General features: G+C 66.1%; 28 protein-coding genes and 1 tRNA gene. 16 read left to right on the top strand and 13 right to left on the bottom strand.

Annotated features, from left to right (window positions below; genetic code table 11):
- The first annotated feature begins 11 nt into the window (after positions 1-11).
- Positions 12-1,679 (top strand): acyl-CoA synthetase, encoded by a 1,668-nt coding sequence (locus CWS39_RS19120; protein ID WP_102144505.1) that lies wholly within the window; start codon positions 12-14, stop codon positions 1,677-1,679.
- Here CWS39_RS19120 and CWS39_RS19115 read toward each other — a convergent pair.
- Complete coding sequence (locus CWS39_RS19115; protein ID WP_102144504.1) at positions 1,676-1,867, bottom strand: ferredoxin; 192 nt, start codon at positions 1,865-1,867, stop codon at positions 1,676-1,678. The two genes, CWS39_RS19120 and CWS39_RS19115, sit on opposite strands and share 4 nt — an antisense overlap.
- 18 nt (positions 1,868-1,885) lie before the next feature.
- The gene (locus tag CWS39_RS19110) at positions 1,886-3,058 is read right to left on the bottom strand and encodes a cytochrome P450 (protein WP_233213575.1); all 1,173 of its coding nucleotides are present in this window, start codon (positions 3,056-3,058) and stop codon (positions 1,886-1,888) included.
- 179 nt (positions 3,059-3,237) lie between these two features.
- On the opposite strand from CWS39_RS19110, the gene frdD reads away from it, so the two are divergent.
- Positions 3,238-3,591 carry a fumarate reductase subunit FrdD gene (gene frdD, locus CWS39_RS19105; protein WP_102144502.1) on the top strand — a complete coding sequence of 118 codons (354 nt, stop codon included), beginning with the start codon at positions 3,238-3,240 and terminating at the stop codon, positions 3,589-3,591.
- Here the strand turns inward: frdD and CWS39_RS19100 are convergent.
- From CWS39_RS19100 to CWS39_RS19065, 8 genes are all read right to left on the bottom strand, one after another.
- A complete protein-coding gene (locus tag CWS39_RS19100) occupies positions 3,588-5,309 on the bottom strand; it encodes an AMP-binding protein (protein WP_199178201.1) in 1,722 nt (573 codons plus the stop codon). The genes frdD and CWS39_RS19100 overlap by 4 nt on opposite strands.
- Entirely contained in the window at positions 5,296-6,153 is an 858-nt protein-coding gene (locus tag CWS39_RS19095; protein WP_233213580.1) for an alpha/beta fold hydrolase, read from the bottom strand. Before CWS39_RS19095 ends, CWS39_RS19100 begins: the two co-directional genes overlap by 14 nt.
- Positions 6,154-6,158: 5 nt before the next feature.
- Positions 6,159-7,238: a fatty acid desaturase gene (locus CWS39_RS19090; RefSeq protein WP_102144500.1), complete on the bottom strand. Its 1,080-nt coding sequence runs from the start codon at positions 7,236-7,238 to the stop codon at positions 6,159-6,161.
- A 7-nt stretch (positions 7,239-7,245) separates the two neighbouring features.
- On the bottom strand, positions 7,246-7,533 hold the full coding sequence (locus tag CWS39_RS19085; RefSeq protein ID WP_102144499.1) for an acyl carrier protein: 288 nt from the start codon (positions 7,531-7,533) through the stop codon (positions 7,246-7,248).
- A gap of 3 nt (positions 7,534-7,536) precedes the next feature.
- Positions 7,537-8,481: an acyl-CoA desaturase gene (locus CWS39_RS19080; RefSeq protein ID WP_102144498.1), complete on the bottom strand. Its 945-nt coding sequence runs from the start codon at positions 8,479-8,481 to the stop codon at positions 7,537-7,539.
- Positions 8,465-9,388 (bottom strand): acyl-CoA desaturase, encoded by a 924-nt coding sequence (locus CWS39_RS19075; protein ID WP_233213574.1) that lies wholly within the window; start codon positions 9,386-9,388, stop codon positions 8,465-8,467. Before CWS39_RS19075 ends, CWS39_RS19080 begins: the two co-directional genes overlap by 17 nt.
- A complete protein-coding gene (locus CWS39_RS19070) occupies positions 9,385-11,031 on the bottom strand; it encodes a fatty acyl-AMP ligase (protein WP_158240378.1) in 1,647 nt (548 codons plus the stop codon). The genes CWS39_RS19075 and CWS39_RS19070 overlap by 4 nt, the downstream gene beginning before the upstream one ends.
- A 61-nt stretch (positions 11,032-11,092) precedes the next feature.
- Positions 11,093-11,875: an acyl-CoA thioesterase gene (locus CWS39_RS19065; RefSeq protein WP_233213579.1), complete on the bottom strand. Its 783-nt coding sequence runs from the start codon at positions 11,873-11,875 to the stop codon at positions 11,093-11,095.
- Between the two features lie 175 nt (positions 11,876-12,050).
- Here CWS39_RS19065 and CWS39_RS30065 point away from each other — a divergent pair, with 175 nt between their 5' ends.
- The 8 genes from CWS39_RS30065 to CWS39_RS19030 all read left to right on the top strand — a co-directional run bounded on the left by CWS39_RS30065 (position 12,051) and on the right by CWS39_RS19030 (position 18,010).
- Positions 12,051-12,767: a class I adenylate-forming enzyme family protein gene (locus tag CWS39_RS30065; protein WP_255413033.1), complete on the top strand. Its 717-nt coding sequence runs from the start codon at positions 12,051-12,053 to the stop codon at positions 12,765-12,767.
- Complete coding sequence (locus CWS39_RS30060) at positions 12,650-13,543, top strand: AMP-binding protein (protein WP_255413032.1); 894 nt, start codon at positions 12,650-12,652, stop codon at positions 13,541-13,543. Before CWS39_RS30065 ends, CWS39_RS30060 begins: the two co-directional genes overlap by 118 nt.
- 234 nt (positions 13,544-13,777) lie before the next feature.
- Positions 13,778-14,380, top strand: coding sequence for a glycoside hydrolase (locus CWS39_RS19055; protein WP_102144529.1), 603 nt, complete (start codon positions 13,778-13,780; stop codon positions 14,378-14,380).
- Between the two features lie 67 nt (positions 14,381-14,447).
- A complete protein-coding gene (locus CWS39_RS19050; RefSeq protein ID WP_102144528.1) occupies positions 14,448-15,254 on the top strand; it encodes an SDR family NAD(P)-dependent oxidoreductase in 807 nt (268 codons plus the stop codon).
- Positions 15,255-15,283: 29 nt separating this feature from the next.
- Positions 15,284-16,003 carry a Mut7-C RNAse domain-containing protein gene (locus tag CWS39_RS19045; protein ID WP_199178200.1) on the top strand — a complete coding sequence of 240 codons (720 nt, stop codon included), beginning with the start codon at positions 15,284-15,286 and terminating at the stop codon, positions 16,001-16,003.
- Positions 16,004-16,050: 47 nt separating this feature from the next.
- A complete protein-coding gene (locus CWS39_RS19040; RefSeq protein ID WP_233213573.1) occupies positions 16,051-16,407 on the top strand; it encodes a hypothetical protein in 357 nt (118 codons plus the stop codon).
- 33 nt (positions 16,408-16,440) lie between these two features.
- Positions 16,441-17,067: a cutinase family protein gene (locus CWS39_RS19035; RefSeq protein WP_102144492.1), complete on the top strand. Its 627-nt coding sequence runs from the start codon at positions 16,441-16,443 to the stop codon at positions 17,065-17,067.
- Positions 17,068-17,071: 4 nt separating this feature from the next.
- Entirely contained in the window at positions 17,072-18,010 is a 939-nt protein-coding gene (locus tag CWS39_RS19030) for a lytic transglycosylase domain-containing protein (protein ID WP_102144491.1), read from the top strand.
- On the opposite strand, the gene CWS39_RS19025 is transcribed toward CWS39_RS19030, so the two are convergent.
- Positions 18,004-19,302 (bottom strand): acyltransferase family protein, encoded by a 1,299-nt coding sequence (locus tag CWS39_RS19025; RefSeq protein ID WP_102144490.1) that lies wholly within the window; start codon positions 19,300-19,302, stop codon positions 18,004-18,006. The two genes, CWS39_RS19030 and CWS39_RS19025, sit on opposite strands and share 7 nt — an antisense overlap.
- Positions 19,303-19,451: 149 nt before the next feature.
- Between CWS39_RS19025 and CWS39_RS19020 the strand changes: the two genes are divergently transcribed.
- The 6 genes from CWS39_RS19020 to CWS39_RS28925 all read left to right on the top strand — a co-directional run bounded on the left by CWS39_RS19020 (position 19,452) and on the right by CWS39_RS28925 (position 23,312).
- Entirely contained in the window at positions 19,452-20,120 is a 669-nt protein-coding gene (locus tag CWS39_RS19020; RefSeq protein ID WP_102144489.1) for a VldE C-terminal domain-containing protein, read from the top strand.
- Positions 20,121-20,453: 333 nt separating this feature from the next.
- Complete coding sequence (locus tag CWS39_RS29225; RefSeq protein ID WP_199178199.1) at positions 20,454-21,080, top strand: VldE C-terminal domain-containing protein; 627 nt, start codon at positions 20,454-20,456, stop codon at positions 21,078-21,080.
- Between the two features lie 74 nt (positions 21,081-21,154).
- Entirely contained in the window at positions 21,155-21,424 is a 270-nt protein-coding gene (locus CWS39_RS19010) for a type II toxin-antitoxin system TacA family antitoxin (RefSeq protein ID WP_102144488.1), read from the top strand.
- A gap of 3 nt (positions 21,425-21,427) precedes the next feature.
- Positions 21,428-21,940 (top strand): GNAT family N-acetyltransferase, encoded by a 513-nt coding sequence (locus tag CWS39_RS19005; RefSeq protein WP_102144487.1) that lies wholly within the window; start codon positions 21,428-21,430, stop codon positions 21,938-21,940.
- Between the two features lie 552 nt (positions 21,941-22,492).
- Positions 22,493-22,566, top strand: a tRNA-Pro gene (locus CWS39_RS19000).
- Positions 22,567-22,919: 353 nt separating this feature from the next.
- Complete coding sequence (locus CWS39_RS28925; protein WP_102144486.1) at positions 22,920-23,312, top strand: group I intron-associated PD-(D/E)XK endonuclease; 393 nt, start codon at positions 22,920-22,922, stop codon at positions 23,310-23,312.
- A gap of 22 nt (positions 23,313-23,334) precedes the next feature.
- On the opposite strand, the gene CWS39_RS18990 is transcribed toward CWS39_RS28925, so the two are convergent.
- Both CWS39_RS18990 and CWS39_RS18980 read right to left on the bottom strand, forming a co-directional pair.
- Complete coding sequence (locus CWS39_RS18990) at positions 23,335-24,288, bottom strand: sulfite exporter TauE/SafE family protein (RefSeq protein WP_102144485.1); 954 nt, start codon at positions 24,286-24,288, stop codon at positions 23,335-23,337.
- Between the two features lie 224 nt (positions 24,289-24,512).
- A complete protein-coding gene (locus tag CWS39_RS18980) occupies positions 24,513-25,280 on the bottom strand; it encodes a sulfite exporter TauE/SafE family protein (protein WP_199178204.1) in 768 nt (255 codons plus the stop codon).
- Positions 25,281-25,344: the final 64 nt, after the last annotated feature.

The raw sequence follows: 25,344 nt of genomic DNA, 5'->3' as shown, positions 1-25,344 counted from the left end.
CCCATGGATGTATGGTCGGTGACGTGAACTTCAACTTGTCGACGGTCTTCGCCACCGTGGCCAAGGCGATTGGCGACCAGACGTTTGTGGTGTGGCGCGATCGGCGGCTCAGTTACGCCGACGTCGACGCCCGGGTGGACGGTTTCGCGCACTACCTCGCCTCGGTCGGACTTGGCTGCCACACCGAACGTCACGCGCTGGCCGAACACGAGTCGGGGCAGGACCACCTCGGCATCTACCTGCGCAACGGCAACGAGTACCTCGAGGCCATGATCGGCAGCTACCGCGCGCGGGTGGCACCGTTCAATGTGAGCTACCGCTATGTCGAAGAGGAACTGCTCTATCTGCTGACCGACTCGAAGGCCCGCGCGCTGGCGTACAACGCCGAGTTCGCACCGCGCGTCGCTGCGATCCGCGACCGGTTGCCGCACCTGCAGGTGCTCATCCAGGTCGCCGACGACTCCGGCAACGCCCTGCTTCCGGGCGCGGTGGACTACGAGTCGGTCATAACGACGCCGGCACCCGCCGCGGGCATGCCGACACCGTCGGGCGACGACCTCTACATCCTCTACACGGGTGGCACCACGGGCATGCCGAAGGGCGTGCTGTGGCGCCAGCACGACATCTTCCTGTCCTCCATGGGCGGACGGCCGTTCGGCAGCGACCAATTCCTGCAGTCCTACGAGGAACTGGCTCAACGCGCCCGCGCGTCCGCCGGGGCGATGTCGATCCTGATGATCCCGCCGCTGATGCACGGCGCCGCGCAGTGGGCGGCCTACAACGCCATCACGATGGGCGGCTGGCTGGCCATCCCCGACGACGTCGAGCGGCTGCGGCCCGACGCCGTGCTGCGCCTCGTCGAACGGGAGAAGGTGCTGAGCATCCCGGTGGTGGGCGATGCGATCGCCCGCCCGCTCATCGACGAGATCGAGGCGGGTGACTACGACTTGTCCAGCGTCGTCACCATTACCAACGGCGGTGCGCCGTTGTCGCCGACGGTGCGGGAACGCATCCTGGCCGCACTGCCGCACATCATGCTGCTCGACGCCGTGGGCGCCTCGGAGTCGGGCGCCCAGATGAGCACGTTCGCCACGGCCGGTGCGGACGTGCAAGCGGCGACGTTCAATCCGCAACCCGACACCGCGGTGATCGCCGAGGACTTCAGCCGCGTGCTGCGCCCCGGCGAGGGCGGTGGCTGGCTGGCCCGCAGGGATCTCATCCCGCTGGGGTATCTCGGCGACGAGACGAAGACGGCCCGCACCTTCCCGACCGTCGACGGCGTGCGGTGGTCGGTGCCGGGTGACCGTGCGAATGTGTTGGCGGACGGCCGAATCCAGCTGCTGGGCCGCGACTCGGTCACGATCAACTCCGGCGGTGAGAAGATCTTTGTCGAGGAGGTCGAGCGGGCCATCGCGGCGCATCCGAGTGTGTACGACGTCGTTGTGGTCGGTCGGCCGTCGGAACGCTGGGGCAGCGAGGTCGTTGCGATCGTTCAACTGGCCGAAGGCCTTTCGGCCACCGACGAGGAGCTGGTCGAGGTGTGTCAGCGGTCCATCGCCCGCTACAAGATCCCCAAGGCGTTCATCCGTACGCCGAAGATCGTCCGGTCGCCGGCCGGTAAGGCCGACTACCGGTGGGCCAAGGCACTGGCCACCGAAGGCGCCCTGGCCGACTCTTAATCCACCAGCCGCAGAGCGGCAGCGGGACATTGAGTCACCGCTTGTTGCATACGATCTCGGTCGGATTCCGGGCGGTCATTGCCATGGATCGTCACGGTGCCGTCGTCTTGGACTTCGAAAACATCCTCGGCGATCGATTCGCAGATGCCGTGGCCCGTGCATTTGGTGATGTCGACCTCGACCCGCATCGTCGTGCCTCCGATCTTCTACCGGACGAACGCCGGGAGACGCTTGATGCCGTGGACAAAATTGCTCAACAGGTAATCCGGCTCGCCGAATTCGATGCGACGCAATCGAGTCAGCAGCTCGCGGAACAAGCTGCGCAACTCCGCCTTGGCCAATTGATTGCCCAGGCAGAAGTGTGGGCCGCCACCGCCGAAGCCCAGATGCGGGTTGGGTGAACGCGTCAGGTCGAAGGTGTGTGGATCGACGAAGACGCTGTCGTCGCGGTTGGCCGAGCAGTAGAACAGCCCGAGCTTGTCGCCGGCCGTGATGGGCTGGCCGGCGATCTCGGTGTCGGTCGTCGCGACCCGGGCGAACTGCAGCACCGGTGAGGCCCAGCGGACGAATTCCTCGACGGCTTGGCCGATCCGGCCCTCGAAGTCCTCCATCAGCCAGTCGCGCTGAACCGGATTGTGCGCCAACGCCAGCATGGCGTGCGAGGTGGTCTGCTTGGTGGTGTCGTTACCGGCCGATGCGAGCAACACCATGAACGCCCCGACTTCCTCGTCGGTCAACCGGTGCCCGTCGACTTCGGCGTTGACGATACTGGTCATCAGGTCGTCGGCGGGATGGCGACGGCGGAATTTGGCCAACTCGATACCGCAGTTGCTTAGGTACAGCATCTCGTGCACGGTGTTTTCGGCGCGTTGTTCAAACGAGCTGTACTCGTCATCGCTTGCGCTGAACAACTTTTCGGCCGCTTGTGCCACGGCCTCGCGCTCCGACGATGCAACACCGAGCATTTCGGCGATTGTCAGCATCGGCAGCCGCGCCGAACACGCCGCCACGAAGTCGATATCCCCCGCGCCGACGAGGTCGTCGACGATGCTGACCGCGTTGCGGTGGATCTGGTCCTCGATGCGCCGCACGTTGCGTGGGGTGAAGGCCGAACTGATCAGCCGTCGGTAGCGGCTGTGCTCGGGTGGGTCCATCGTCAAGAAGAACGTCGCGATCCGCTGCACTTCGACCGGCATCGGGTCAAGCGCCACCCCCTGTGCGGAAGTGAACAGGTCCGGGTGCTGGCTGACGTGCACGATGTCGGCGCGCCGGGTCAGCGCCCAGAAACCGGGCTCGGTCGCGTCGAACAGCGACGGCAGCGGCCGATGCCAGGTCAGCCCGTCGGCCGCGCGCAGCTTCGCGAACGTTTCGTCGCGCACGTTGAACGGCTGACTCCAGAACTGTCGTGTGGAAACGTCGAATTCCGAGTATTCGCGAGCCTCACGCGGGCGATGGCCGTCCACGTGGCGGGGCGGCGGGTGCCGCCCGGCGCCGTTCTCACAGGGCATTACGCCGCGTGGATCGTCGTCTCGGCGGTCATCGCATGGGTGGTGCTGGCATGAGCGCCCCCCGTCGAACCGCCGAGCCGTTCCTGTGGCTGCTGTTCAGCGGTGGCGGCATGGCGGCCGCGCTGGTGCTCCCCATTTTGATGCTGTTGTTCGGGGTGGCGTTTCCGCTCGGCTGGCTCGACGCCGACTTCGCGCACCTGGAGGCGGTGCTGCTGCACCCGCTGACCAAACTCGTTCTCTTCGGGGTGTTTGCGCTCGCGCTGTTCCATTGGGCGCACCGGTTCCGGTTCACCGTCGAACACGGACTGCAGGTGGGCCGGTTCGACCGGGTGATCGCGCCGCTGTGTTACGGCGCCGCGCTCGCGGGTTCCGTTGTGCTGGCGGTGGTCTTGGTCGCTGCCTAGAGCCCGTCGATGCGCGTGAACTCGTTGCGCCGGTAGCGTTCGACGCACGCTGATCGTCGCACCTTGCCGCTTCTGGTCAGGGGAATCGAACCCGGCGACACCAGCACGATGTCGGCGACGCGCAGACCGTGCGACGTCGACACCGCCGACGTGATCGCGTCCTTGACGGTGCGAGGTTCGGGGGCGTTGTCGAGTTCGACGATGGTGACCAGCTTTTCGGTGCGCTCGCCGGGAACCGCGATGGCGGCCGCCCGACCCCCGGTGACGGCCTGGATCGTTGCCTCGATGTCGTCGGGATAGTGGTTGCGCCCGTACACGATCAAGACGTCTTTGATCCGGCCGATGATGAACAGTTCGCCGTCGGAGAGCGCGCCGAGGTCTCCGGTGCGCAGCCACGGGCCGTGCGGCGTACCCGGCGACGGCGAAACGAGGTGCGCGCCGAATGTGCGCTCGGTTTCCTCCGGCTTGTTCCAATAGCCCATGGCGACGTTGTCGCCGTGCACCCACACCTCCCCGATCGTTTCCGGCGGGCATTCGGTCTTGCTGTCGGGGTCCACAATTCGCACCGTGGTGGCGCGCGGCGGGCCGTAACTCACCAGCGGTGTGCCACCCGCGCTGCGACTACGCTCGGCACGGCCAGCCGAAAGCTTCTCGGGCTCGAACCGGACGACCTCCGGTGGATCACCCGGAGTTCGGGTCGCGACGTACACCGTGGCCTCGGCAAGGCCGTACGAGGGACGGATTGCCGTATCCCGGAAGCCGAAGCGGGCGAATCGATCGGTGAAGTGGCTGAGGGTCGTGGCGTGCACCCGCTCTCCACCACAGATCAGGTGCATCACGTTGCCGAGGTCAAGTCCGGCCATATCCTCGTCGGTGGTCATCTGCGCCGCTAGTTCGAGGGCGAAATTGGGTGCCGGCGAAAATGTTCGAGTGTGACCGGCCAATTGCTGCATCCATCGGGCGGGCCGTTGGATGAACGCCAACGGGCTCATCAACACCGTGTGCAGTCCGGCCAGAATCGGCGCGCACACACCGATGAACAATCCCATGTTGTGCGAAAGGGGCACCCACGACACGACGGTGGTGTCGGGCGGCGCGATGCGTCCGTGGTCGGCGAAGTAGTCGGACATCACCTGCTCGAAATTGGCCACCAAGTTCCGGTGTGACACCACCACCCCGGCAGGTTCACGCGTCGAACCGGAGGTGTACTGCAGATAGGCGCAGCCCGACCCCACATCCGTGTGGCTGTCCCCCTGTTTCGCCGAATCCAGGTTTAGCACGTCGATTTCGATGACGTGCGGTGCCGGATGGCCGGGCTGCGGTTCGGCGTAGCCGATGATGTCAGCGGTAATTGCCGACGTGGTCAGGATGACCGCGGGCGACGAATCGCGCATCACCGCACTCACATGCTCGTCGTCGGGACCGAAGGGAATCGACAACGGCACCGCGATGAGCCCTGCGTGCAGCACGCCGAGAAATGCGGCGACGTAGTCAAGGCCCTGCGGCGCCAGCACGACCGCCCGATCACCGGCAGTGGCGCACCGTCGCAACTCTTCTGCCACATTCAGTGCGCGACGATAGACCTGTGACCAGGTCAGGCTTTCGGCGCGACCTGCCGGGTCGGCGGCGTAGTCCATAAACGTGAACGCGGTGTCTGATGGCTGCAGACTCGCGCGCTCACGCAACACGGCAGAAAGGGAGGCCTCACTCACCAACATCGCGGTACCTTCCTGTTCGGCTCGGTTCACAGTGCAGAGTGGCCGCCAATGCGGTCCGCATTTCGTCGCTGCCCACTATCGCGTGGTGGCCGGTGCCTGCCGCCACGTGCTGGATGTGGGCAGGGACCGCCGCGGCAATCAGATGAGAGTCAGCCAGCGGCACCGACCTGTCGCCAGGGTCGTGAATGATCGTCACATCAACCGCGGCGGGCAGTGCGAGTGTCCTGATGTCCCAGTGTGATACGGCGATTCCGTCACGGCGCGCCAGTTCACGTTCGATCAGTTGCCCCACGCCTGCAGGAAGTCCCCGGTCCGCGACCCAGCGGTCCAGCACACGCGCCAGCGAGCATGCCGGTGCGAGCAGCAGCATGCTGCGCACATTGCTGGCACAACTCTCCGCCACCGCGCCGACGGCGGCGATGGCCGCCAGCGAATGCGCCACGACGGTGTGGATGCTCGAAAAGTGCTGCAGCACTTCACGTACGGCTCGGGCATATTCGGTGATCGTCGCCTGCGACCCCGGCGACGCACCATGTCCCGGCGCATCGAAACTGATCACAGTTGCCCCGGCGGCCACCGCGGCGTCGGCCACCGGTGTCATGGTGGTGCTCTCCGTACCCCATCCGTGCAGCGCCAAGACAGTGGGATCTCCTCCGCCCCAGCGGTATACCGCCGCCACTCTCGGCACACCGGCCACCGCCACCCGCTCAGCACCGAGCGGACACAGGTCGTTCGGCGCGCTGCCGAGGCCGCGCGTGTTGACGAACATCGCGGTGTGCACGTATCCCGCGGCTCGCGGCAACACTCGATGTGCCCGCGCCAGAGCCGGCGCGACAAGCGCCATCGCGTTCACACCCGACTCGCTTTGTCCGCGCGCTGCAGGCGATGCGTCGAATAGAGTCCGGAGATGGGGTCGTAGAACCGGCACTTGCGCAGAATGTTCCACAGCTTCGGCAGATTCGCCTTCTCGACGCGCACCATGCCCGGATAGGCCTGCGTCAGTGCGGCCTGCGCCTTGCGCAGGTGGTAGAACGGTATCGCGGTGGCGACGTGATGCGCCGTGTGCAGCGAGATGTTGTGAGTGAGATACAACAGCCAACGCGGGTAGACATAGTCGGTGGTGACCAGTAACCGGCTGGCGTTGCGTGTCCAGTACTTCTCGCTGAGGTACGGAATGTCCTCGCAGCTGTGGTGCATCAACGTGGTGATGCTGAACCACGTGTGGATCGCAAACCACGGCGCAACGAAGTACAGCAGCAGACCCTGCCACCCGGTGAAGTAGCCGAGGGTTGCGAGATAAGCGCCGCCGACGACGGCGACGAACGCGATCGACCGGCGCACGTCGCGTCGTTGCTCCCGCTTCGGGAAGTACGAGGGCGAAAATGCCGAGGACGCCCAGTAGTTGATCGATCCCGCCCACACCGCCCAGCTGCGCAGGCTGACGTAGAGGATGCGCTCCCTCAGCGGCATCCGGCGGTAGACGGCCTCGGATATCGGGCGCCAGTCGACATCGAGCTCCAGACTGTTGGTGTGTGAGTGGTGCCAGTTGTGCACATGCCGCCAGGCGTGGAACGGATACAGCAGCGGCAACAGCGCCAGGTGTCCGATCACGAAGTTCAGCCGGCGATTTCGCGAGAACGATCCGTGTCCGCAGTCGTGGCCGACACAGTGCAAACCCCATCCACCCAGACCGGCGACCACGACCAGTGGGACGGTGAAATACCATCGATCGAGCACGGCGATCGTGGCGATGGCGCCGGCGTAGATCACCAAACTTACTGCCAACCCGGCGAATCCGCGTGCGACCGACGGCTGCATGTACTCCCGCGGAATGGCCGCGGCTAGCCTGCGTCCCTCGATGGCCTGGCTCTTCTCGAGGAATGCGATGAACCTCGCATCAGGTTCGATCGGTGGGGCGGGTGACGTCATGACATGACTAGCTGTGCAGCCGAAGTTCCTGGGACAGATAGGCGGCGAGATCGTCGATCGTCGGATGATCGAACAGAATCGCTGGCGACAACCGCCGTTCGACGACCTTTTCCAGCGCCCCGGACACCTGCACGGCGGTGCGCGAGTCGAGCCCGTAGGCCTCGAACGATTTGGCCGTGTCGACCTCGGACTCCGGGCATTTGACGCGGCGTGCCAGTTCGGTGACCAACCAGCCCCGCAACTTGTCGTGCGTCAACTCGCCGTCGATGGTGGCGATCTTCGTGCGTCGGAACATACCTCACTCTTCTCGTCGCAGGCGTTCGGTGATCATCCGGCGATCCGGCATGCGCAGATCCCACACGATCCCGGCCCTGCGAAGCAGAGCCAGCACCCAACCACTGAGATCCGGTTCCCACCACCGCATTCCATGGCGATAGGCGCTGGGGAACGCGTGATGGTTGTTCTGCAGGCCTTCGCCGAAGGTGAACACCGCGACGGGCCAGTTGTTGGCGCTGTTGTCTCGGGTGACAAAAGGCCGCGACCCGAACATGTGACTGATCGATCCGACACACCACGCCGCCTGATTGGCCAGGAAAACGCGGGCCAGCCCGCCGAAGATGAAGCCCGAGAAGGCAGCCTGCGCCGTCCCGCCGATGGCGAGGCCCAGCACCGCGGGAAGGAGCAGGCTCAACAGCGCCCAGATGGGATAGGTGCGGTTGTACGTGTACAGATGCCGGTCGCGCAGCACATCAGGGGCGAACACGTTGACCCGTGATTCCTCACCGCTGAACATCCACGGGATGTGGGAATACCACAGGCCTTTCAACTTTCCACCCAGCCCGGCGCCGCTGAGGTTGGGCGAATGCGGGTCGCCGGGCTGATCGGCGAACCGATGGTGGCGCCGGTGGGTGCTCACCCAGAAGAACAGCGGACCCTCCAGCGCCATGGATCCGGTGATCATCAATATGCCCTCGAAGAAGCGGGAGGTCTTGAATGACTTATGCGCGGCATACCGGTGGAAACCGATGGTGATGCCGAACATCTGGATCGCGTAGAACACCGCGAACAGCGTGTAGTCGAGGGCGGTGGCGCGCCCGGTGGCGATCAGATAGCACGCGACGACGAAACCGATGGCGGGGACACCGATGGTGACCAACGCGACGACGCGTTTGGCGCGCGCACTTTGCGGGTTGAGTTGCACGATCGCGCGTGTCAGCGATTGGTCTCTAATTGCGGCGTCCATGCTCTTCTCCTGCACGTTCCGACGACGACAAGTAGCGAACGTTGCGGACCAGTCCGACCCGATCCAGGAGCCGGATCAACTCCCCTGCCAGATCAAGCTGCCACCAGTGTCTTCTGGTCTGCGCCAACGACGGTCGGGCGTGATGATTGTTGTGCCACGACCCGCCGAGGGTCGGCGGGGCCAACACCCCGACGTTGCGACTGTCGTCGCGCAGGGCGAACGCGCGGTTGCCGATGGTGTGCCCCAACGAGTTCACCGCCCAGGTGGCGTGGTCGAGTGCAAAGATCCGGGCAAACCCGCCCCACAGCACGCCGCCGATGACGCCGTGCAGGGACTGGGTCACCACGCCACCGACGACACCCGGCAGCGCAATTCCGAGCACCACCAGCGTGAAGTACTGGGTGTTGATGGACATCACGCGGCGGTCGGCGAGCCAGTCGCGGGTGTGCCGGCTCCAGTCGATCCTATTGACTCTGAACAGCCAACCGACGTGCCCGTGCCACAGGCCTTTCACCCGTCCACGCATTCCCGGCCCCTGTGGTCGCGGTGAGTGCGGGTCGCGATCCGTGTCTGCGAATGCGTGGTGGATGCGATGGTTGGCCACCCAGAACACGATCGGGCCCTGTGCGGCCATCGAGCCTGCGGCGCCGAGGAACACCTTGACGGGTTCGGTGGCGTCGAACGACCGGTGTGTGAAGTATCGGTGCAGGCCGACCTCGACACCTATCGCGGTGATGGTGTACATGACGACGAACAAGACGATGTCGGAGACCCACAGTCCGTCATGTATGGCGTACGCGACCGCCCCGGCAGTACCCAGAGTCGGCACGCCGACCGTCAGGTACGCCAGCCGCGAGGCGACGACATCGCGTTGCGCCTGTGAGGAATTGACTGTCTCGGTCGTCATGCCGTGCATTCCTGTTTCGCCTCGATCAGCGGCAATTCGTCGGCGACGAGCATCCGCCGAGCCTCCTGGCGTCGCACCTTCCCGCTGGTGGTGGTGGGAATCGCGCGTCGAGGACACAGCAGGATGTCCGGGGCGACGCCGAACTCCGACGTGACGGTGACGCGGATGCTCTCACGCACTGCCGACAACGCACCGGCGGTGACGTCGTGGTCGCCGACTTCGGCCACCACACACAGCCTTTCGATGTCATCCTCATCGAGGGAGAACGCGACCGCGGTGCGCAGGCTGCGATCGGCGGCCACGACGGCCGCTTCGACGTCGTGCGGGTAGATGTTGCGACCGTTGACGATGATCAGATCCTTCAACCTGCCGGTCACGTACAGCTCACCCGAGCGCAGAAACCCGAGATCACCGGTGCGCAGATAATCGTCGTCATCGCCAACGAGTCGCGCGCGGAAGGTTTCGCGGGTCAGTTCTGGTTTGTTGTAATAGCCTGCGGCAACGCTTCTTCCGGCTACCCAGATCTCGCCGACCACGCCGTCGTCGAGTCGCGTCAGCGTCTGCGGGTCGACGATTCGCACCGTGTGCGCGGCGTCGACATCGCCGCAACTGACCACAGTTCGCCCGCTCTGGTCGGGTGTGTGGTCGGTCCGGTAGCGGGCGCCGGCCCGCTTCCCCGAGACGAACAGTGTCGCCTCGGCCATGCCGTAGCACGGGATGAGTGCGCGCATGTCGAATCCGAACGGCTCGGTGGCGCGCTGGAACAGTGCGAGGGTGTCGGCGCTGATCGGCTCGGCGCCGCAGTACCACTGCCTGACGGTCGAAAGGTCCAACTCACCGACAGCTTCGTCGCACAGCGCTTCTGCGCACAGGGCGAGAGAGAAGTTCGGCCCGACGGTGATCGACACACCGTAGTCATCAATCGCCTGCAGCCAGCGCAGAGGCTGTTGGACGAAATGCATCGGCGACATCAGGACCAGCGGCCACCCGTGATACATCGACAGGATGATCGTCCCCATCAGTCCCATGTCGTGATACGGGGGCAACCAAGACAGGCCGACCCGATCGGGGTCGTGGCCCATGCTGCGCCCGAGGGCCTCGCAGTTGCTCACCACGTTGTCGTGCGTCAGGCAGACGCCTTTGGGGGATCCGGTCGAGCCGGAGGTGTACTGGATGAGGGCCAACGCATCCCGCCCGGGCGGATCCGAATTCGCCTCGGCGGCTTGGGTTGACGGTGCACCGTCGGTGTACACCGTCACAAGATCCAACCGGGCGAACGCCGGCCGATTCTTCAACGCCGCCATCTGGCCGTCGTACATCGCGTCGATGACAATCGCTCGGGGACGGCAATCGAGCGTGATCGCTTCGAACCGGTCCAGTTCTTTCGGGCGCAGTGGCGGAAAGCAGGGCACGGGCACCGCGCCGAGTTGCATGATCCCGTACAGCGCAGCGATGTACTCGAGGCTTGGGTTCACCGCGAGCAACACTCGGTCGCCACCGTCGACGCCGTTGTCGCGCAAGAGTGCAGCGAACCTGCGGGAGTTGTCCGCGACGTCGGCAAATGTCCATCGGAGTTCACTGGCGGAGGTGCCGTCCGCCAGGAACACATAGGCCAACGCCTCGCACGAGGCCCTGGCCGACACGACATCGACGATACTGCTTTGCTTGCCGCCCAATGTGTTTCGCTGTCCTGGTTGTTTCACCTCACCGCACGATTCTCAGTTGCGTGCAGCTCGCGAGATGACGTCCTGCCTCGGTCCACATATCGATCGTCTCCTGTACGAACCCGCGGGAGTCGGCGGATGTCGTCTCGGCCCGAACCAGCGCCCAGTCGAAGGCCGCATCGGCCGCACCCGCCGCCAGCTGAATCGACATCTCCACCGTGGGAACGGCTTTGAGCTCGCTCAGGATCGCGGTATAGGAGGGTGCCAACGAGTCGATGAGGATGGGTATGCGCTCGTCGTTGACCGGGACGTCGTCGCGCAGCCTCACCCAGCCGCACAGGACGGGGCGGGCTGAACCGCTGTACGGCAACTCGTCCGTCGCAGGCCGGATCTCCATCCGCTCGAAGATTGGCACGAACTCGGAGGGGAAGTCCAACGGCGGTGCGTCGTGGCGTCCGACGATGTCGGTCGGCATCTCCGGCGCGAACGTCGGGGCGTCCGACGCGGTGCCGTTGCCGTATGTGGCGGTGGCTTCGACGCTGGTGCCCGCCGAAAGTGTTGCGGTCGACGCCGTGGCGCTGGCAATCGTTATCGTCGCCCCCTGCTTGACGACGTCGGCATCGACGACGATCGGCCACACCAACGGCCGGATGAACCGCGCCGTGACCGCGACGAGTTCGGCCGTGGCTGGGACCACCGCGCGCATCTGATGCACCAGCTTGGCGACGGCCAACCCGCCGTGCAGCCCGCTGAAACCGTTGAAGGTCCGCTGATCCGCGGTGTCGATTCGGTCGCTGGCCCGCAGGAACTCGGCGATGGTCACCGTCAAGATCGCCACCCCCAGTCGGGACGAGCTACGACCGGTGCCCGCGCTGACACCGACGTTTCAGCAAGGGTAAAGCGAACGGTGGACGGGATGTCCAAAATTTCGCATCTCCTATCCAAATTTTGGTGTTTGCCGCCACACGGGTGCGCCAGGCGGGACGTACGGTTCGGATGTGCAACTGCTCCACGATCTGGTGTCGACGGCAGCGACCATCGCACCCCAGCGGCTGGCGGTGGTGTCTGCTGATGGCACGACGGCGACCTTCGAAGAGTTCAATCGCCAAGTCCGGGCTGTGGCGGGCTGGGTGGCCGGGCATACTCGGCCGCGCGACCGGGTGGCGGTGATCGCCGACAACAGCGTGGCCTATGCCCACCTCTATTACGGGGTGCCACGAAGCGGGCGAGTCCTCGTGCTGATCAACCAGCGACTCAGCCCGGGCGAACAGGCGGCGCAATTGGCGTCGACGGGGCCCGCGATCGTGGTCGGAGACTCCCACTACCTCGCGGCGCTACCCGATATCGCCGATCAGGTGCCATCGATCCAGAGAGTGGTGGAGCTGGACTCCGACGAGTGGTCGCTTGCGACGCAGGACGAACCACGCGTCAGCGAGTCGCCGCGGCCCGACGACCCCGCCTGGCTGTTGTTCACCAGCGGCTCGACCGGCACCCCGAAAGAGGTAGTGCACACGCACCGTTCCCTGCTGGCCGCGGTGCCGGTCAACACGCGGGCCGATCGGTCGCTGCGGGCGGTGTCTATCTCCTCCCCTTCCCGATGTGTCACATCGCCGGATACAACTTGCTCGTTCACCACGCAGCGCAGTCGACGGTGGTGCTCACGGCGCACTTTCGTCCGGCAAGCTTCGCAAAGCTCGTCACTACATACGGTGTGACGTCGTGTTCGCTGGCGCCGACGATGCTGCACGCGCTGCTGACATATATAGAGGAGAGCGCGACGAGGCTGCCGACGTTGCGGGCGATCGCCTACGGATCGGCGGCCATCCCGGCTGATCTTCTCCGCCGCGCGATCGCGGCGCTCGACGTCGACTTCCACCAGGGCTACGGCATGACCGAAACCGGCGGCAATGTCACCTTTCTCGGCCCCGACGAGCACCGGGCCGGCGCGGCCGGCGATCTGGCACTGCTGGCCACCGCCGGGCGCCCGCACGGCGATGTCGAGGTCGGCATCGTGGACGCCGGCGGTTCAGCCGTGGTGCCCGACGAAGTAGGTGAGATCGTGGTGCGCGGCGCGCAGGTGGCTCCCGGGTTGACCGACGCCGAGGGCTGGCTGCGCACCGGCGACGTCGGCCGGATCGACGCCGACGGGCGGCTGGTCGTGGTGGACCGGCTCAAGGACGTCATCGTCACCGGCGGAGAGAATGTGTCGTCGCGCGAGGTCGAGGACGCGCTGTCCGCTCATCCCGACGTCGATATGGCGGCGGTTGTCGGCGTACCCGACGAATACTGGGGCGAGGCGATCTGCGCCGTTGTCGTGGCCCGGACGGGCCGCCACCCCAGTGCCGACGACCTCATCGCACATGTCCGCTCCCGCATCGCCGCCTTCAAGCGGCCGCGACACGTCATATTCGTCGACTCGTTGCCGATGACCACCAACGGCAAGGTGGACAAGACCGCGGTTCGGCAGCGGGCGCGACACCTCACAATGTGACCCTGGTCTCTTTGCTGATTCCACACCAGCGGGTGCATTGTGATAGCCATCACAAAGATCGGTCTGTAACGAAATCCGGTACCGGAGCGAGGTTCTCACAGAATCGCTGGTCTGTACCGGTTGCCGGCTCAATCGAGCTTTCGAAACGTGTTGCGTAGACTATGATTTGAATCAGACGTGATGGGCGACACAGCTTTTGGCCGCCTTATGCCGCCGTTGTTATGGTCCATCGCCATGTTTGCTATCGCGACCGCGACCCTGATGACCCTCGTCAATCAGGTCTCAGGGACGCCATACGTCCCCGGCGGCAATTCGCCCGCCGGCACCGACTGCTCCGGCCTGGCCTCCTGGGTGGCCAATGTGGCCTCCGGTAGGCCCGCTTTCAGCGAGCGGTTCCACACCGGCAATCAGGAGCAAGCCCTGCTGGCACGCGGCTTCAAGTACGGAACCGCTCCCGGTGCTCTGGTGATCGGATGGAACAGCGGTCATACGGCCGTCACGCTGCCGGACGGCACCCCGGTGTCCAGCGGCGAAGGTGGCGGCGTGAAGATCGGTGGCGGTGGCGCCTACCAGAAGCAGTTCACCAAGCACATGTACCTGCCGATGCCGGCGGACCAGCCGATGCCGCTTCCGCCGCCCGGCGACCCCATGATCGTCAACGTGGCGAACACGCAGCCCGCGGCTCCGCCGCCGCCTCCGCCTGGGGCTCCGCTGCCGCCGCCGCCTCCGCCTGGGGCTCCGCTTCCTCCGCCGCCTCCCCCTGGCGCTCCGCTTCCCCCGCCGCCGCCCGCTGGCGCTCCGCTGCCGCCGCCTCCCCCGGCACCCTTCCCCGTCTAGGCACCGGCTGGGGCACCTCGTCGAGTCGTGATCAAGAATCATGAGCACGACTCGAGGAGATGTGCCGATGGTGTTGAAGCGCGACGCGGTGTCACTGGACGGCCGGGTGGCCGTGGTCACCGGCGGCGGTGCCGGAATCGGCCGCGGCATCGCGTTGGCGTTCGCTGAGTTCGGCGCCAAAGTAGCCGTCTGGGAAAAGAACCCGGATACCGCAGCTTCCGCGGCGAGAGAGTCCGGTGGCCTGGCGTGCACCGTCGATGTCCGCGACGAAGAGCAAGTCGATGCGGCGCTGGCCGAAACGGTCGAGACGCTTGGCGTGCCAACGGTTCTCGTCAACAACGCCGGCGGGGTGTTCTGGTCCGGCCTGCTCGACACCACGCCCAAAGGCTGGGACACGCTGATCCGGTCCAACCTCACCCACGTGCTGCTGTGCACCCAGCGTGTCGCGAAGGCCATGGTCGACGCGCAACGCGGCGGCAGCATCATCAACGTCACCTCGATCGAAGGTTTCCGTGCCGCGCCCGGCTATGCCGCCTATGCCGCCGCCAAGGCCGGCGTCGTCAACTTCACCAAAACCGCGGCGCTCGAACTTGCCCCGCACGGGATTCGGGTCAATGGGTTGGCGCCGGACGTGACGATGACCGAAGGGCTGGCGCAGATGTCGCAGCCCGGCTGGGAGGAGCGGACCGGGCAGATGATCCCGATGGGCCGCGTCGGTCACGTCGATGAGATGGCCGGCGCCGCCGTGTTTTTGGCGTCCGACCTCGGCGCCTATGTCACCGGCCAGACACTGCACGTCGACGGCGGCACTGCGGCGGCGGCAGGCTGGTACCACCATCCCGACGGCGGCCAGTACGTGCTGGGTCCTGCGTAAGGCGGTCGCTCAAGCGGACAATGGTGGGCATGAGCGGCGTCGAATTGCGCGTGTATGCCGAGCTCAATGATTTCCTGCCGGCCGAGGCGAGGTACACGGCGCAGACGAGGCCGTTCCGGGCCCACCAAACCGTCAAGGACGTCGTCGAAGCCGCCGGGATCCCCCACACCGAGGTCGACCTGATGCTGGTGAACGGTGAATCGGTCGACTTCGGCCACCGTCCGCAGCCGGGCGACCGGCTCACCGCATACCCGGTGTTCGAGTCACTGGATATCGGCTCGCTGACGCGGGTGCGTCCCCGTCCGCTGCGCGATCCGCGGTTCATCGTCGACGTCAACCTCGGCGGGCTGGCACGGCTGATGCGGTTGATGGGTCTCGACGTCCGATGCGACTGGGATGTCGACGACGCGGCGCTGGCCGCCAAGGCCGCCGACGAACACCGGATCCTGCTTACCCGCGATCGCGGACTTCTCAAGCGCCGCAACGTGACTCACGGTGTTTTCGTGCGGTCGGACCGGCCGTTCGACCAAGTCGTCGAAGTGATCGACGGACTCGACATGCGATGCGGTGGCGTGGTCAACGATGTCGCCAAGGAGGACGTCGTCGATCGATTGGAACCACTGACCCGCCGCTACCACGACGCGTTCCGGCAGTGCTGCGACTGCGGGCGCGTCTACTGGAAAGGGTCGCATCACAAGCATCTGGAGAACCTCGTCGACCAGATCCGCGCGGCGATCGGTGCGGCGTAGCGCCGAACTACACCCACAGGCGCGTCGTCCATGGTGGACTTGTGTTCGTGACCCGAAGGTTCATTGGCCGTCTGGCGGGTTTGATCGCGTTGGCCCTGGCGCCCATTGCGTTGATCGCGACGCCGCAGGCCGGCTCGAACCCGTGCCAGGTGCTGTGGGTGTGGAATCCGGCGACCAATGAGTGCCGGCCGCCGCCACCTCCGCCGCCGGCGACCACCGGGCGGCCGCCGCCACCGCCGGCGTGGTTCACCCAACCCCCGCCCTGGGCACCGCCGTGGGCGCCGCCCAACCTCCCACCGCCACCGCCCAAGCCGGCGTGGGCGAATCCGGATATGCAGCCGGTCTGGGACCCCGGTCATCGGCAGTGGGGCATCTGGGTGGGTGCCGCGTGGGTGCCCGTGTAGTCACATCTGTGGTTCGTTGTGCGACATAACAGCATGGGATCACAGAGCGCACGGATTGTGATCGCCGCCGTGATAGCCGCCGGTGGCTTGATCGGGGTTCCGACGGCAGTCGCGGCGCCATGCCCGGATGTTGAGGTGGTCTTCGCGCGCGGAACGACGGAGCCGCCCGGTGTCGGCGGGGTCGGGCAGGCGTTCGTCGACTCGCTGCGCTCGCAGCTGGGTGGGCGTTCGGTCGGGGTGTACGCGGTCAACTACCCGGCGACCAACGATTTTGTCAGGAGCTCGGCCGCGGGCCGCGACGATACGATCGCGCGTGTCCAGGCGATGGCCGCACAATGCCCGACGACCAAGATGGTTCTGGGCGGCTTCTCGCAAGGGGCGGCCGTGATCGACCTGGCGACGACGGCGATGCCGCCGCAGGTCGCCGATCACGTCGCGGCGGCCGCGGTATTCGGTGGTCCGAGAACAGCTTTCGCGGATTCACTGTCTCCCGGACCACTGCCGTCGATCGGTCCGCTCTACGTAGCCAAGACCATCGAGTTGTGTGTGCCCAACGACCCGATCTGCTTCGAGGGCGGGTGGGATATGCGCGCGCACAATGCGTATGTGCAGACGGGAATGGTCAACCAGGCGGCCGCCTTTGCGGCGAGCAGGATTTAACGCGATGCGAGTGAACGCGGCGCTGCTCGTCGTCCTCATGACGTACGCGCTCCTGGCTTGCTCGGAGTCGACCCGATCTGCGACCCCGTCGACCACCACGTCGTCCTCGGTGTCGAGCCCAAGCCCGACCGCGATGCCGTCACCGGCCGCGACTACGGTTCCGCCCGCGCAGCCACGGCTGGCGCCAGATCCCGCGCAGGTGGCCGACGATCTTGTCGCCGACGCGCAGGTGCTGCGCGACCAGTCGTCATCGGAGGCGGCGCTGGTGGCTGCGGCGCGCCGTCAGCAGGTGGCCTACCGCGAACTCGCCCGGCATCCCGACTGGGATGCTATTGCCCGCAAGCGGATCCCGCCGTCGCTCACCTATGTCTACGGGCGCAACATTGACGCGCGCCGACAGCTCGACGCGCTGGTCCGCAGCGAACCGCGAGACACGTTGCCGGCGTGGCGAATTGATCCGCCCGCACCGCCCGACGAACTCCTTGGCTACTACCGCAAAGCCGAGGCCGCGACCGGCGTCGGCTGGAATTACCTGGCGGCGATCAACTTCATCGAAAGCCGCTTCGGCCGCATTGTCGGTCTGAGTTCGGCCGGCGCGCAGGGCCCGATGCAGTTTTTGCCGTCGACGTTCGCGGCTTACGGCGACGGCGGCGACATCTTCTCGCCGCACGACAGCATCATGGCGGCCGGTCGCTATCTCGCCGCCAGTGACTTCGCCGGCAACCGCGACCACGCACTCTTCCGCTACAACAACTCCGACCTCTACGTCGAGGCGATCAAGGCCTACGCCGACGTGCTGGCGGCCGACCCGGCGGCGTTCACCGGGTATTACCGATGGGATGTCTACTACCACACCACTTCTGGCGATGTGTTGCTCCCGATCGGTTACGTCGCAACCACACCCATCCCCGTCGCCGACTGGCTGGCGACGCATCCTCAGTGAGAGCCAGCTTTCGCAGCTATGCGCGCGGTCGCGGCCGCGGCGACAAAGCAACCGAGCGTCGTCCACCCCGCGGCATCGGCCAGCCCGTTCTTGGCCAGCAGCACCAGCGCAATGCCGGCGAGGCAGACCAGCACACCGGCCGCGGTCGAGCGCGCGCCGACCGCCGAAGTGGGTGCGTCCCACCAGGGCAGCCGCCGATGCTCCAGCGGTGAGAGCAGTCGGAACATCGCGGCCATGACGACTGCGAACACGACCGCCCGCAGCGCGAGCAGAGCCCAAAAGTCCTGTGCGTGAACGTCGTACGCGTCGAGGCCGACGGCGTGTAAGCAGAACGCGGCAACGGCGATCGCCGCGATGTGCCAGAGGTACAGCGTCATTGCTCCGGCGTTGCCGACTGCGACGATATACCACACTCGCGGGCGGGCGGCCCACCGCCGGATCGCACCCGCGGCCGCCGCGAACAGCAAGGACATCCAGGTGCACTGCAGCGCGAGCAACAGCGTCGGCGGAGACACATTGGACATCCGCTCGGTGCCCGTGACGACCAAGGACACCTCGTATACACCCGCCACGGCGAGCACCGTTTGAGCGGAAAGCGCGACGGCGGCGACGGCGAGAGCCACCCGCGGATTGATCAGCCGTCGTGCGTAGGCCACCCCGATGACCACCGGAATGAGCCAGACGATCAGGAAGTTGGCGACCCCGGACATGGGCGTGCCCGCCGCGAACCGGATGGCGTCGACGGCTGCGGTGGTTGCCAGAAGGGCGGCGACGACGACGGCGACCGCGCTACCGGTGCCGAGCCGGGTGAGCACGGGCACGAACGCGAGTACCACGAGGTACACCCCGAGGAACCACAGCAGCGCAACGCATTCGCGCCCGAGGGCCAGCGCGGAAGCGGGTCCGAGAACCGCGCGTGTGATGAGAATGGCCATAGACCACGCCGCGAGATACCAGAACACGGGCCTGCACAGTCGCTGCGCCCGGGTGAATAACCAAGTGCCCCATGAGGTATCGGCGCGCCAGCCGTATGCGCCCGCGGCGCCGCCGGCGACGAAGAACAGCGGCATGACCTGAACGACCCAGGTGATCGGGGTGATCGCGGGCAGTTCGCCGAGCAGGTTGGCGATCCGCACGCCGCCGGCGTCGATGGTGGCGAGCAGCAGAGCGCAATGCCCGAACATCACCACCAGCAGGGCGGCGAGGCGGGCGACGTCGACGGCGCGATCGCGCCCGGGCGGGGTGTCTGCGGCGACCTTGTCCGGGTGGGTCATCGGCGTGCTGAGCGGCATGCGTCAAGAATGCCGGGGACACGGCCCGGGGCGGATGAGTAGGACTACCCGTATCGCGCGCTAACCTTCCATACCTGCGGCCGCAGCGATCTGAAAAGGACGGTCGAAAAGTTGCCATACCTGGCAGGACACGACAGTAAGGTGCTTTCGTGGGCAGAAACCTGTTAGCCAACGGCCGCGGCCGCTGGTTGGCGTTTCTGGCGTCGGTCGTCGTCGCCGCCGCCGCACTGCATGCCCAGGGCAACGACGCCCGCTGCTGTGCCGAGAACGCGGCGGAAAAGCCGCCGAGCGCGCAACCTTCCCCGGCGCCCGCCCCGAAGATCGCCAGTCCCGCAGAGGCCGAGTTGTTGGCGGCGAGCGCGCCCGTCGCTGCCCGTGACGTCCCCTTCGCGCTGCCCCCCGGCGTCGCGCCCGAGGAAGGGCTGCAAGTCAAAACCATCTGGGCGGCTCGCGCCATCAGCGTGATGTTCCCCGAGATCACCACCATCGGCGGGCATCGTCAGGATCCCTTGCCGTGGCATCCCAACGGGTTGGCGATCGACGTGATGATCCCGAATCACAACACCGAAGCAGGGATCGAGCTGGGCAACCAGATCGCCGGCTTGGCGCTGGCGAATGCCAAGCGGTGGGGTGTGATCCATGTGATCTGGCGGCAGGGCTTCTACCCGGGCATCGGCGCGCCGAGCTGGACGGCGGACTACGGCAACGAAACCGCCAATCACTACGACCACGTTCACATCGCCACGAACGGCGGCGGGTACCCCACGGGAAAAGAGACGTACTTCATCGGGTCGATGCGCCCGATGCCGGATAACTGACCGCCACAGGCGTCACCGCTTTATCGATGTTTGCTGCGATGTGGCGAACGGCATACATTTCGCCAGCGGGGGTGTAGGTCACTTCGGATGGCGAGGGCTGCGTCACTGTGTGAGAATCGACTCCAGCGCTACATGACTGGACTTCGCGCGCACTAATGGTGTCCTTGAACTGCGCTTTTACCGGTTCCCACTAATGGCGTCCGCGGTCGCGATCACCGCTGCCCTATGTCAACTTATGGTTGACGGACTCGTGCTGGCTTGACTTCAGGCGTCCAACGACGGACGACGACGTGTTGGCGAACTTTGCTAGCTCGCCGGTAGGGTGCGGATTCCGTGAGTACAGAACTGCTAGCCAGCGGCCGGCGCCGTCGCTCGGCGGCCATTTCTGCGCTCGTCGTGCCAGCCGCCATGCTTCTCGTCGTCGGCGCCGATGCGCTTCCGCAGAGCGGTGGCACCGCGCCGGCTTCTCCTGAGGTCAACGCCGCGGCGCCCGCCGCACCTGCCGCACCAGCCGTGCCTGCGTCGCCAGCCGCGCCTCCGCCTCCCCCGGCCCCGCATCCGTTGCCAGTCGGCGTCGCGCCGGAGAACGGGCTACAGGTCAAGACGATCTTGGCGGCCCGGGCGGTCAGCGCGAGGTTCCCCGACATCCTCACCATCGGCGGGGTGCGATCGGACTCGTTGAAGTGGCATCCCCACGGGTTGGCGATCGACGTGATGATCCCGCACTACAGCACCCCCGAGGGCAAAGCGCTCGGCGACCAGGTCGTCGAGTATGTGCTCGCCCATGCGGATCGCCTCGGCGTGAACCACGTGATCTGGCGGCAGGTGCTGTATTCGCACAACGGCTCGCGCAGGCCGATGAGTAGCCGTGGTTCAGACACCGCCAACCACTACGACCACGTGCACATCGCCACGGAGGGCGGCGGCTACCCGACGGGACGCGAAACCTACTTGATGTAGGCGTCGCGTTCGGAGCCTGGATCTGTACGTACATTCGCCGTACACTCGGATCCATAGGGCAAGGAGGCGTCATCGTGGCAGCCAAAACCAAACGCATCGAGCTGCGCGCGGAGGAAGCGACGCTGGACCGCATCCAGCAAGCCGCGAATATTGTGCAGGAGCCGACTTCGGAATTTGTTCGCAAGGCTGCGATGCAACGCGCCGAAGACATCCTGCGCCAGAATCTGATGACGGTGATGGAGCCCGAACAGTTCGACAAGCTGATGTCCTCGCTGGAGGTCGCCGACGCCGCGCCCCGCCTGGCGGCAGCCGCGCGTAAGCCCGCGGTATACAAGCGGCGTTGACCGATGTTCGAATCGGCGCGACTGAACGACGACCACACGCTCAAAGGATTCGACTGCGGTAAAGAGCCGGTGAATGCCTGGCTGGTCGAGCACGCGAGACGCGCTGACAGCAGCGGAATAGCGCATGTGTACGTCTGGACGCCACTCGGGGAGCACAAGGTCTGCGCCTACTTCGCCATCTGTCCGACCGAGGTCGTGCGCAAAGATGACGGCATATCAGGGTCCATGGCCGGCGGGTATTCGCGCATACCCGGATACTTGATCGCCCGTCTGGCAATCGATTCGGCGCTACACGGTCAGGGTTACGGCGAGCAGCTACTCCTGGATGCACTCGGGAAAGCCGTCGCCGCATCGGAGATCGGCGGCGGTCGACTGATCGTTGTCGACGCGATAGATGACGAGGCGAAGTCGCTTTACGAGCACTACCACTTCATCCCGGTGAGGAATCGCGAGCGTCGTCTGGTGATGAAGGTGTCGACAGCGGCCAAGGCGCTTGGCGAGCGCTGGCACAACTGAGCCCACCAACCCCAATAGTTTGCGATCTAGCGAAGCACGTCGTCTTCAGTCAACGGCAGCCGAAAGCTGGCAGGACACCCGTCGAATCGGAAAACCGATTCCGTTGAATCACCCCGCCTTTGGGTCAGTCTGTGACTGTAACGAGTTTCTCGCCAACGTCAGGTATGAAGTCGTCGTCGCACCCGACGGTCGTTCGGAGGCTCCCGGGGCACGCCGCGACCCGGACGTGTCGGTGCCGCCAAGTAGGCGAGCCGTGCCACCACTCGGTATCCGACGGACATGGGCTGCTCCTCACAGCGGGCGAGGTTTGGCGACTGTACGTGGATCGAGATCCCAGGCCGACGGCTACTGGGTCCCCGGCAAATTCCAGAGACGCACCGGCCGTGTTCTTGCTTGGCGGTGAGGGGTGGCGCGAGTTCATCAGCGCTTTGCGTGGGACTTGCGGAGGTTCCTAACAGCACCGGGGTACGCCGTTTCCGGGATGGTTTCGAGCCGGGCAGGAGGCTTGAGGTATCGTTCCATCGCGTCCGTCGATCTGTTCCGACGGATCCGCGGGCTGTGGCGCAGTTTGGTAGCGCACTACACTGGGGGTGTAGGGGTCGCAGGTTCAAATCCTGTCAGCCCGACCGATTTTGGTGGCGCGTCGTGGGAGCGCGTTACGGTAGTGTCGTCTCATTAGGCGCTATTCGGATGCGCAGTTACTCGACCCCATACTGGCTTCCCGCTCGTGGCGGGGCGTGCTCCGGGCACTGGGCCTCTCTGCCACATCTGCGGCTGCGATGCGCTCGGTTCGCCTGCATGCCGATCGACTAGGACTCGACTACAGCCACTTCACCGGCCAGCGACGCTGGACGGACCAGCTGCTCGCCGCCGCGATTGCCTCGGCCACAAGTTGGGCACAGGTTGCGGAGACACTCGGGCTCGGCCTCGACACTAAACACCTCGCATCCCCCCGAAAGCCCCAGCCGCCACCGGATTAATGTCTCCACAACTGGCCAATCTGGCCCAGGCTGGCTCGCTCATCGCTGCGGCGTGGTTTGAGCTCTGCGGTCATTCCGTCTCCTGGCCGCTCGAGCCATGCCGCTACGACCTCCTCGTCTGGATGGGGAAGTCGGCTACGCGCGTGCAGGTAAAGACGACAACAGTGAAGCAAGGGACGTCGTGGACGGTGTGGATCTCCAATACCGGTAAGCAGCGCACCACGTACGACCCGGATGAGATCGATAACTTCTTCATCATCGACGGCGACTTCAACTACTACCTGATCCCGGTGGCAGCCGTCGGTGGCTTGACGGCGATCCAGCTGTCCGCGTATGCCGCGTACCGTCTCCCTCGGGATGTCCTTGACCGGCCGCTAAGATGGACGAGCTAGGCACAACCAACACCGCGGCGCGTCAGCGCGCGGACGTATCCGGTCCCCCGGCCAGTTCGCGATCCTCCACCGTCTCGGCGGACACGTCGGCCTCGAGTTCCTCGGGGATGAACTCCGGCGCCCGGGACACCCGCCAGGCGTAGAGCACCAGCGACGCCCACACCGCCACAATCGCCGCGTAGATCGCCGCCGACCACGGCCCCGTGATCCCGAAGTAGTGCACCAGCTTCTGACTGTTGGTCAGCACGATGACACCGCCCACCGCGGTGCCCAGCAGTGCGGCACACACCCGGCTCACCAACCACGCCGCGAACGGCGCGACGAGGATGCCGCCCGCCGCCAGGCCGAGCACGACCGGCATGTTGTTGATGAAGTCCTCGCGCAAGCCGACGAGGAAGCCCAGCGACGCCGACGCAGCCACCAAGAACTCCGAGGCGCTCACCGAGCCGATCACCGTGCGCGGCGCGGCCTTGCCCCGCGACAACAGCGTGCTCGTCGTCACCGGACCCCAACCCCCGCCGCCGGAGGCGTCGATGAACCCGCCGAACAGGCCCAGCGGGGTCAGGAACTTCGCGGTGTGCGGCGTGACGCCCGCGCGGAACGCCGGCGGCGTGCGCAGCGAGAACCGCAACAGCACGTAGGCGCCGATGACCACGAGGATGCCCGCCATGAGCGGGGCCGCATCCTTGGTCGACAGCGACGACAGCACCGTCGCGCCCAGGAACGCGCCGATCGCGCCGGGCACGCCCAATTTGAGGACGATGGACCAGTCGAGGTTCTTGAACCGCCAGTGCGATACCCCGGAGGCCAGCGTGGTGCCGACCTCCGCGAGGTGGACGGCCGCGCTGGCTTGCGCGGCACCGAGGCCGCTGAGCACCAGCAGCGTCGACGCGGTCACGCCGAACGCCATACCCAACGCACCGTCGACGAGCTGCGCTCCGGCACCGACGAGCGTGAAAATCAGAAGCGAACGCACAGGTTCAGCTGCTTTCGATCAGCGGTCGCACTGCGACCGGACGGACTGATGGCCGGGATCAGATGCCCGCGCGACACCACTCGTCGAAAGCAATGAGGCGGCGCGACGGCCAGAACGGCTCCAGCGCCCAGAGGGCCGACGGTGCGGTGCGGAACGCGTGTTCGGCCACCGGTCGCCTCCCTCCCATAGTCGATAGACAGACTTCGCAATGTTACCCGAAGGAATCAGATTGCGAGCAGTCGGTACAGCCCGATCAGGCCGACGACGACGATGACCGCCCGCAGCACGTTGGGCGAGAGTCGGCGGCCATAGTGGGCGCCCAGGAATCCGCCGAGCAGGGAACCCGCCGCGATCAACCCCGCGGCGGCCCAGCTGATCCGGTCGAACGCGACCACGGTGAACGCCAGTGCCGCAACGATGTTCACGATCAGCGACAGCAGGTTCTTGGCGGCGTTCATCCGCTGCACCGACTCCGGCAGCAGCGCGCCCATCGCGCCCATCAGCAGGATTCCCTGTGCGGCGGTGAAGTAGCCGCCGTAGGCCCCGATGCCGAAGGTTGCGGCCACCAACGCGGTCATCCGCCGTGGTGAGACGTGGTCGGCGGAGCGGCCGGCCTCCTCGGCCCGTCGCCGCGCCCACGCCTGGATCCGCGGGCCGATCACCACGAGGATCAGCGCCGCGATCAGCAGCACCGGCACCACCTGCTCGAACACCCGCTCGGGCAGATGCAACAGCAGCCACGCCCCCACTCCCGCGCCCACGAAGGACGCCGGGATCTGCCAGGCCAGGCGGTTCCATTGCCCGCGAAGCTCGCGGCGGTATCCCCAGGTCCCGGACACCCCGCCCGCGACGAGGCCCACCGCGTTGGACATCGTCGAGGTCACCGGCGGATAGCCGAGCGCGACGAGCGTCGGGAAGGTGATCAACGTGCCCGACCCGACGAGGGCATTGATCGCGCCGGCGCCGACACCGGCCAGCGCAATCAAGATCATGTCGACAACAGGCACTCCGGCAACGCTAGTCGAGCGATTTCGGCGCGCTGGGTCGCGGTGAGCG

Source organism: Mycobacterium hubeiense (assembly GCF_002838065.1).
Classification (GTDB): domain Bacteria; phylum Actinomycetota; class Actinomycetes; order Mycobacteriales; family Mycobacteriaceae; genus Mycobacterium; species Mycobacterium hubeiense.
This window is presented reverse-complemented; position numbering and strand designations above follow the sequence as displayed.